We start from the raw sequence: 7,865 nt of genomic DNA, 5'->3' as shown, positions 1-7,865 counted from the left end.
GGAATGCGTATTAGTGCAACAAAGCAGGGGTTAACCAAGCGCGATAATATTAATAAATGTGCAGATTACCTACTCAAAAACAAGCTTCGTTTACAATATGGAGAAGCATTAAAAAAAGGCTACCCTATCGCGAGCGGCGTCATTGAAGGGGCTTGCCGACACCTTATAAATGACAGGTTAGATATTACAGGTGCCCGTTGGAGTTTAAAGGGAGCAGAAGCAATATTGAAATTACGGTCATTAAAATCAAGTGGTGACTTTAATGACTATTGGGTTTTCCACAAAAAGCAATCGAGGCAAAGGATCTATGGATAGCTGTTTTATTGAAAAAAGCGTCGATTCAAAGGAACTACACCCAAAGCAGTTCAGGAAAGGTGATCTATCGAATAAAGCGATAAAGAGCAAAACACGTTTAACCAGAAAAGTTAGCCCTTTATATTTAAGTGGCGACGTACTTTTGCACGATATCAATTATTAAAAAATAAAGAAAAAACAGTTTAACCTTGATTTACAAGGAGTGTCCATATATGTCCAGCTTTAGTCCATTAGACCTTTATTGCTGATAACTCTGAAGAGAATTACTAACGAGTTCATTTCTTTTAATGCCTTGCGGAATATTATATATAACCTCTGAATCAGGCACATAATAGCCAGTAATTATAACCTCAGCTCCAGCTTTCGCTTCAAAACTAAAGTGCTCACCATTTTTTAACACTAAGTCTTTAGCAACTATCACATCATTCATTTTGATAGATGAAATATGGGTTATTTCATCTTCAATTTCTGCAATCACAACACTTGAAACTTTTGGTGGGATGCTGAAAGAGTCAGTTCCAATACTATTTTGACAGTCAGCAAGTAATTCCTTTTTATATGAAATATTTTCTCCAACAAAGAACAAATGAGGACATGAACCACACTGCCAGTGAAGATCATATGTAAACATATTTGTAAAATCAAAATCACGAATCGTAGTTTCAATAAGAGACTTATTCTTTTTGTATTTTATTGAGCGAATACTGAATCGATCGCCATAAACGATACAATCTTCATTACTTTTTAGATGAATAGATTCATGGTTAGTTATTTGAATGCGGTCTGAAAGACCTTCAGACCTTGTTGATGATATTTCATCACGCTTAAACGAATACAAGGGTGGAATTAAAATACAAATAGGGACAATTACACTTTGGCCTGATTTCAACATAACGTTAGGTATTTTAATGTCTTCTTGCTTCGATGAATTAGTTGAAAAACACTTAAATGAATCACTTTTCAAGTGATTCCCCGTCATTGAGTTTAGTTGTAACGATTTATCAGAATTATTCGTTATACAAATAAATGAGCACCAAAGTTTTCTTAAAATAAATTCTTCTTGTAAATCAATTCCTGCGCAAGCATCTTCATAACCACCTGCAATCGAAATGGGAAATTCGACATTTTTCTCTAACATTAATTTTAATAAACCATCTTTGTCTTTTAAGTTTGTTAACTCATGTTTGTTAGGCACTCTAGTAACCTGAAAGTATGAAAAATTCCCATCACTTCGGTTAGGTATAGAAGCCTCTGGGTATTTTTCTAGGTACTCTTCCACACTGTTATAGTAATCACCGTATAAATTAGAGTTTCTGTAACTATCTGGATGATTAGCTATAATTTCATTTAAAGAACTCATAATAGAATTTTTTAAAATCATTGCATTTTGAACAGGAAATCCTGACAAATCACCGTTATTGATTTCTACTAACCTCTCGTAATTTTCACAAACATAATAATTAATGATTAAATCTTCATCTTGAGATTGACTAAGGATCTTATATTCGTGATTCATGCGTCTTTCATTATAAAACAGCCATGAGGATACAAGAATAAATACCACACCAATAAATGAGAGCGTTGTATCCGATGATTCAAGGAACTCTAATTTAATTATAAAATCATTTGTAATAAGCTCAAACTTAGCAAGTATGTTTAATATTTTTGGAGCGACTAACAAAACTCCAATACCAAAGACAGAGCGAATGAATACATTTTGAAATTTAGGATTGATAATATTATTTAGCTTTGTAATAAAGATATTGAAAATTTGGTTCACTTCATACTCCTAAAGGTGGAAACTGATATGGGGAACACTGAGGTCTAACAGCTTATTAACTTACAAAATGTCATTTTTGAGGTAAAAACACTACACAAGCTAATGATAAAAAATAATTTCAATCTTACGTTAATTTATTTCTATAACAAGTAATTACAGGTAAAACATAAAACTAACATCATGGGAAAAGACGACAAATTGCAATAATTACGGTGAAAATACTGCAACATGGCTACACTGTATATAAACACACTAATTTAAAAGATCGGAGTGACATATGCCTTCTCCATTTTTGAGTGCAGTAACTGAAAATATGCGAATGAAGCACTACGCAGAAAAAACAATAAAAGCCTACCTTTATTGGATCACCTCTTTTATCTATTACAACCAAAAGAAACACCCCAATGAATGCCACGATGATGAAGTGGCTGTCCAGCTTTACTCGGTCCAGCGGTGTTTTTCAAGACAGTTGGCCAGCTTTAGTTCTCATTGTAGGTAAAAAATATTTTCTGAGAAGAGAAAGTAAAATCACCGACAGAGCGAAAACACTGCCAATAAACATCAAACAGCCCCGATGAGCGCAGACGAGCCCACATCTAAACCATAAAGAAAAACAAAAAACAAAAAAAGGGAGGTAACATAGCTATCACTAGCAACATCACCTCCCTTTCTATAAAGAGAAAACTAAATCTTAAAAAGATTAACCTTCTTTAGTTTCTTCTTTCTCAGTCTTAACAACCGCAATATTTAACTCAGCAAGAGCTGCTGGGTTAGCAAAACCAGGTGCGTTAGTTAATGGACATGCAGCAGATGCTGTTTTCGGGAATGCAATCACTTCACGAATTGAGCTAGTCCCTGTCATTAACATTACTAGACGGTCTAAACCAAATGCTAAACCTGCATGTGGTGGAGCACCAAATTGTAATGCTTCTAATAGGAAACCAAATTTATCTTGTGCTTCTTCATCAGAGATATTTAGGATACGGAAGATAGCCGCTTGCATGTCTTGTTTATGAATACGAACAGAACCACCGCCTAACTCACAACCATTTAATACCATGTCATAAGCATTAGAAATAGCGCCGACTGGGCTTGCTTCTAATTCTTCTGCGGTCATATTCATTGGTGCAGTGAATGGGTGATGTAATGGCGTTAATGCACCGTCTTCAAGTGGTTCAAACATTGGGAATTCAATCACCCAAAGTGGTTTCCACTCATCTTTAATAAGACCAAGATCTTCAGCTACTTTTAGACGTAATGCCCCGATTGCTTCAGCCACAATGTTTGCTTTATCTGCGCCAAACATAATGATATCGCCATCTTGTGCATTAGTACGTTTAAGTAACTCTGCCACGATCTCTTCGTTTAAGAATTTAGCGATTGGCGATTGAACACCTTCAAGCCCTTTCGACGCTTCATTGACTTTCATCCATGCTAACCCTTTAGCACCGTAGATTGTCACAAATTTACCGTATTCATCGATATTTTTACGAGAAAGTTTTGCGCCGCCCGGTACACAAATAACCGCGACACGGCTATCTGCATCGTTAGCAGGGCCAGAAAATACGTTGAATTCAACTTCTTTTAATAGGTCTGCTACGTCAACTAATTCAAAGTCGATACGTAAATCAGGTTTGTCACTACCAAAACGACGCATTGCTTCTGCATAGGTCATTTTAGGGAAAGCACCTAAATCAACATCTAGCATTTTTTCAAAAAGCTTAACAATCATCTCTTCCGTTTTAGCCATCACTTGATCGCCAGTCATGAAAGAAGTTTCGATATCTATTTGTGTAAATTCAGGTTGACGGTCAGCACGTAAATCTTCATCACGGAAACATTTAACGATTTGATAGTATTTATCCATACCAGACATCATTAACAGTTGTTTAAATAACTGAGGTGATTGCGGTAATGCAAAAAATTGACCTTTATGTGTACGGCTTGGTACTAAATAGTCACGCGCACCTTCTGGTGTTGCTTTAGTCAAGATAGGTGTTTCAACGTCTAAGAAACCATTGTCGTCTAAGAAACGACGTACAAAGCTACTTACCTTAGAGCGAAATACCATACGCTCAGCCATTTCTGGACGACGTAGATCTAAATAACGGTAACGTAAACGCTGTTCTTCAGAGTTCTTTTGGTTGCTATCAAGTGGAGATGGCTCAGAACGATTCAAAATTTCTAGCTCAAGACCACGGATTTCAATACCACCCGTTGTCATGTCTTTATTAACTTGGCCTTCAGGACGAGCACGAACTTGTCCTTTCATTTGCACACAAAATTCATTACGTACTGTTGCAGCAATCGCTGTCGCTTCTGGTGTATCACCATCAAAGAAAACTTGTACAATACCTTCACGGTCACGTATATCTAGGAATGTTACACCACCTAAATCGCGCTGTTTGTTTACCCAACCTACTAACTCAACTTCTTGACCAATATTTTCTTCGGTCACTTCACCACAATACATAGTGCGCATTATCGTTTCCTGTTTTAAATACGTTAAAAATAATTGTCAGTATTATAAAAGAAAACCACTGATAGTCATATGCTTAAATAAAAAAATGACCCTGCAACACAATTTAAGTAAAATGCGCGGCAATACTCAGTGAGTAACGTCATTAAACCTTAAATAATTAGGTAGCCTTATGAGCCAAACCGACAATATTTTCAGTCAACCACTAGACAAAGTAGATAGCTTTAGTTTTGATCAGCAAGTGGTACAAGTGTTCCCTGACATGATCAAACGCTCCGTACCAGGTTATGAAAACATTATTAATAGTATTGCGATGATCACGCAGCGTTGTGCCGTCGATAACTCTAACCTGTATGACTTAGGCTGTTCTTTGGGCGCAGCCACTTTGTCGATGCGTCGTGGACTTGCTGAAAAGGCAGGTTGTAATATTATCTCCGTCGATAACTCATCGGCAATGGTAGAATCTTGTCAGCAACATATTAAAGCCTATAAGTCAGATATTCCGGTCACCGTATTACAGGATGATATTTGTAATATTAAGATTGAAAACGCGTCTGTTGTTGTACTTAATTTCACACTGCAATTCCTGACGCCGGAAAAACGTCTTTCTTTATTAACCAATATTTATCAAGGATTATTACCGGGCGGCGTTTTAGTGCTGTCTGAGAAATTTATTTTTGATGATGAAAAAAGCAACCAGCTATTAGTGGATTTACATTTAGACTTTAAACGTAGTCATGGTTATAGCGAGTTAGAAATAAGTCAAAAACGCTCATCTCTCGACAATGTATTGATTTCCGATACCGTTGAGCAACATTACGAACGTTTACAGCAGGCTGGATTTCAACATAACAACCTTTGGTATCAATATTTTAATTTTGGTTCGATTCTTAGCATTAAATAAATTAATAAGCGTTAAATACATTCTCAGTAGCAAGGCATTGACATGATCGACTTCAGTAACTTTTACAGCATTATTGCGAAAAACCGTTTAAACCATTGGTTGCGTACGTTACCAGCACAATTGCATGAATGGGAAAATAAACACGTCCATGGCACATTAGCTAGCTGGATACGGGTGTTAAATAAATTTCCAACGATCGAAACCGAACATATTGAACTTAAAGATGAAGTGCGTATAGGCAATGGTTCTGAGCTGTCGACAGGTGAAACCAAGAAATTAGAAAATTTATTACAAAAGTTTCACCCCTGGCGTAAAGGCCCTTTTCATATTCATGGCGTGCATATCGATACGGAGTGGCGTAGTGATTGGAAATGGGATCGTGTTTTACCGCATATAAGCCCACTTAAATATCGTTATGTACTTGATGTGGGTTGTGGCAGTGGTTACCACATGTGGCGGATGCGTGGCGAAGGTGCTGAGTTTGTTGTGGGTATTGACCCAAGTGAGTTGTTTTTGTGTCAGTTTGAAGCGGTGCGTCACTTTGCGAATAAAGATCAAAACGTACACTTATTGCCATTAGGTATTCAAGAGTTACCTAAACTTGAAGCTTTTGATACGGTTTTTTCGATGGGCGTTTTATATCACCGAAAATCGCCAATGGATCACATCACACAACTTCAAGATCAATTGGTTGAAGGCGGAGAGTTAGTGCTTGAAACCTTAGTGATTGAAGGTGATGAAAATGATGTGTTAGTACCTTTTGATCGTTACGCTAAAATGCGCAATATTTGGTTTTTACCTAGCGCCAAAGCATTAAAACTGTGGGTTGAAAAATGTGGTTTTGAAGATGTTCGTATTGCGGATATTAACGACACATTAACCGGCGAACAACGCAGTACCGCTTGGATGACCAATGAATCTTTAGAAGACTATTTAGATCCAAACGATTCCACCAAAACAGTGGAGGGTCACCCAGCACCCAAACGTGCTTTACTGATTGCCAAAAAAGCGGTTAAACCACTTAACTAAAAGTGCCTTGAACGCACTACTTTAAGTTTAAAGGTTTTAACTTCAACGACAGCTTGTCTGCTAGCCTTTGTTTTATCAGGGCTAGCAGTGTCTTTTAGACTACATTAAGATTCAATCAAGTAGTAACATTGTATTACAATGCAATATTATTTAGTTTATTACATGGCTCTGCTTATTTACGAAATGAAGAGAGCTATAAGTTTTAACTCAACGAAAAACTATAAGCGTTTCACGAGCAGGAGTATAAAAGGAAGAGATGAATAGACAACGTTTTCTCAATCGTTTTATCTTACAACAAGCAACGTCCAGTGCGCCTGTTTCGCATTACTTACACACCATCAACAAACATCAACAGCCATTAAAAAAAGCGGCGGTATTAATGCCGTTGATACAAAGAGAAAATGGCTTACACATGATTTTCACACAACGTGCATTACATCTTAAACATCACCCAGGTCAAGTAAGTTTCCCCGGAGGAAGATACGAGTTAAGTGATGATTCATTAGCTTCCACCGCATTAAGGGAAACTCAAGAAGAGATAGGCATTGAGCAGGACAATATACAACTGGTAGGTAGTTTACCCTCACTAACCACTAACAGCGGTTATCATGTCACACCTTTTATTGGTTTTGTGAATAGTACAGAGCAAGTGATCATTGACCGCTCTGAAGTCAAGGTCTGTTTTGAAGTGCCCTTTTCTTATGTATTAGACAGCAACAATTTTTCTAAACAGTATTTAGTGGCGAATAGACAACGTCACTTTACTTATTGTTGTGCTTATCAAAACCATTTAATTTGGGGTGCGACTGCGCAGATGATTATTAATTTGCAACATCATTTAAAAGGTTGATCACCCCAACCGACACAGCCCTAGTGAGTCGTTCAACAATACATTTAACAATACGTTCAACTCGATATAAACAAATAGGCTCTAGTCATTTGGTTAATGGTTTGCTATAAACTCCTCCCCCTGCTGAACACAACTTGTTTTTGAATGCTTGTTTTTAAATAAAACATCACCATAAAGGGGTCAAATACCAACAAAAAAGAAGGAACTAATTAACTGATTAGATTAATGTTTTATTTAACAGCCTTGATAAAACGTGATTAAGATCAAAAAAACACTTGCTCCAATACGTGAATTAGTATGTTATAGAGCAAAATTTAATGATAAAAAAACAATGCTTTTTGTAAAAATAATGATGCTTATTAACAGATATTAGCTAGCCTTATCTCACAAGATGTACTTAGCTAGATGCACTTAAGTCTATTTACTTCGCTAGCGAGACATAACGAGAAGCGGCAATTTAAAGTTAATAGTAAAAGTAATAGATAGAAATAATAGTAGGCTTTTATTA

General features: G+C 36.6%; 6 protein-coding genes and 1 pseudogene. 5 read left to right on the top strand and 2 right to left on the bottom strand.

Annotated elements, in window-relative coordinates:
* Positions 1-315 (top strand): annotated as a pseudogene (locus H592_RS24200) (ISKra4 family transposase); the annotation flags it as partial.
* A 238-nt stretch (positions 316-553) separates the two neighbouring features.
* On the opposite strand, the gene H592_RS0107710 reads toward H592_RS24200, so the two are convergent.
* Positions 554-2,095 carry a hypothetical protein gene (locus H592_RS0107710; protein ID WP_028868264.1) on the bottom strand — a complete coding sequence of 514 codons (1,542 nt, stop codon included), beginning with the start codon at positions 2,093-2,095 and terminating at the stop codon, positions 554-556.
* Positions 2,096-2,372: 277 nt separating this feature from the next.
* Here H592_RS0107710 and H592_RS23565 point away from each other — a divergent pair, with 277 nt between their 5' ends.
* Positions 2,373-2,594 (top strand): phage integrase N-terminal SAM-like domain-containing protein, encoded by a 222-nt coding sequence (locus H592_RS23565; protein WP_084296230.1) that lies wholly within the window; start codon positions 2,373-2,375, stop codon positions 2,592-2,594.
* 201 nt (positions 2,595-2,795) lie between these two features.
* On the opposite strand, the gene aspS is transcribed toward H592_RS23565, so the two are convergent.
* Complete coding sequence (aspS, locus tag H592_RS0107700; RefSeq protein WP_028868263.1) at positions 2,796-4,577, bottom strand: aspartate--tRNA ligase; 1,782 nt, start codon at positions 4,575-4,577, stop codon at positions 2,796-2,798.
* Between the two features lie 169 nt (positions 4,578-4,746).
* Here aspS and cmoA point away from each other — a divergent pair, with 169 nt between their 5' ends.
* From cmoA to H592_RS0107685, 3 genes are all read left to right on the top strand, one after another.
* Positions 4,747-5,478, top strand: coding sequence for a carboxy-S-adenosyl-L-methionine synthase CmoA (gene cmoA, locus H592_RS0107695; RefSeq protein ID WP_028868262.1), 732 nt, complete (start codon positions 4,747-4,749; stop codon positions 5,476-5,478).
* 42 nt (positions 5,479-5,520) lie between these two features.
* On the top strand, positions 5,521-6,507 hold the full coding sequence (gene cmoB / locus H592_RS0107690) for a tRNA 5-methoxyuridine(34)/uridine 5-oxyacetic acid(34) synthase CmoB (RefSeq protein WP_028868261.1): 987 nt from the start codon (positions 5,521-5,523) through the stop codon (positions 6,505-6,507).
* Positions 6,508-6,763: 256 nt separating this feature from the next.
* A complete protein-coding gene (locus H592_RS0107685; protein WP_028868260.1) occupies positions 6,764-7,357 on the top strand; it encodes a CoA pyrophosphatase in 594 nt (197 codons plus the stop codon).
* Positions 7,358-7,865 lie beyond the last annotated feature (508 nt).

Source organism: Psychromonas arctica DSM 14288 (genome assembly GCF_000482725.1).
Classification (GTDB): Bacteria; Pseudomonadota; Gammaproteobacteria; order Enterobacterales; family Psychromonadaceae; genus Psychromonas; species Psychromonas arctica.
This window is presented reverse-complemented; position numbering and strand designations above follow the sequence as displayed.

Coding starts and splice junctions, on each gene's coding strand:
- H592_RS23565 (WP_084296230.1), top strand. CDS start 2,373: ATGCCTTCTCCATTTTTGAGTGCAGTAACTGAAAATATGCGAATGAAG.
- aspS (WP_028868263.1), bottom strand. CDS start 4,577: ATGCGCACTATGTATTGTGGTGAAGTGACCGAAGAAAATATTGGTCAA.
- cmoA (WP_028868262.1), top strand. CDS start 4,747: ATGAGCCAAACCGACAATATTTTCAGTCAACCACTAGACAAAGTAGAT.
- cmoB (WP_028868261.1), top strand. CDS start 5,521: ATGATCGACTTCAGTAACTTTTACAGCATTATTGCGAAAAACCGTTTA.
- H592_RS0107685 (WP_028868260.1), top strand. CDS start 6,764: ATGAATAGACAACGTTTTCTCAATCGTTTTATCTTACAACAAGCAACG.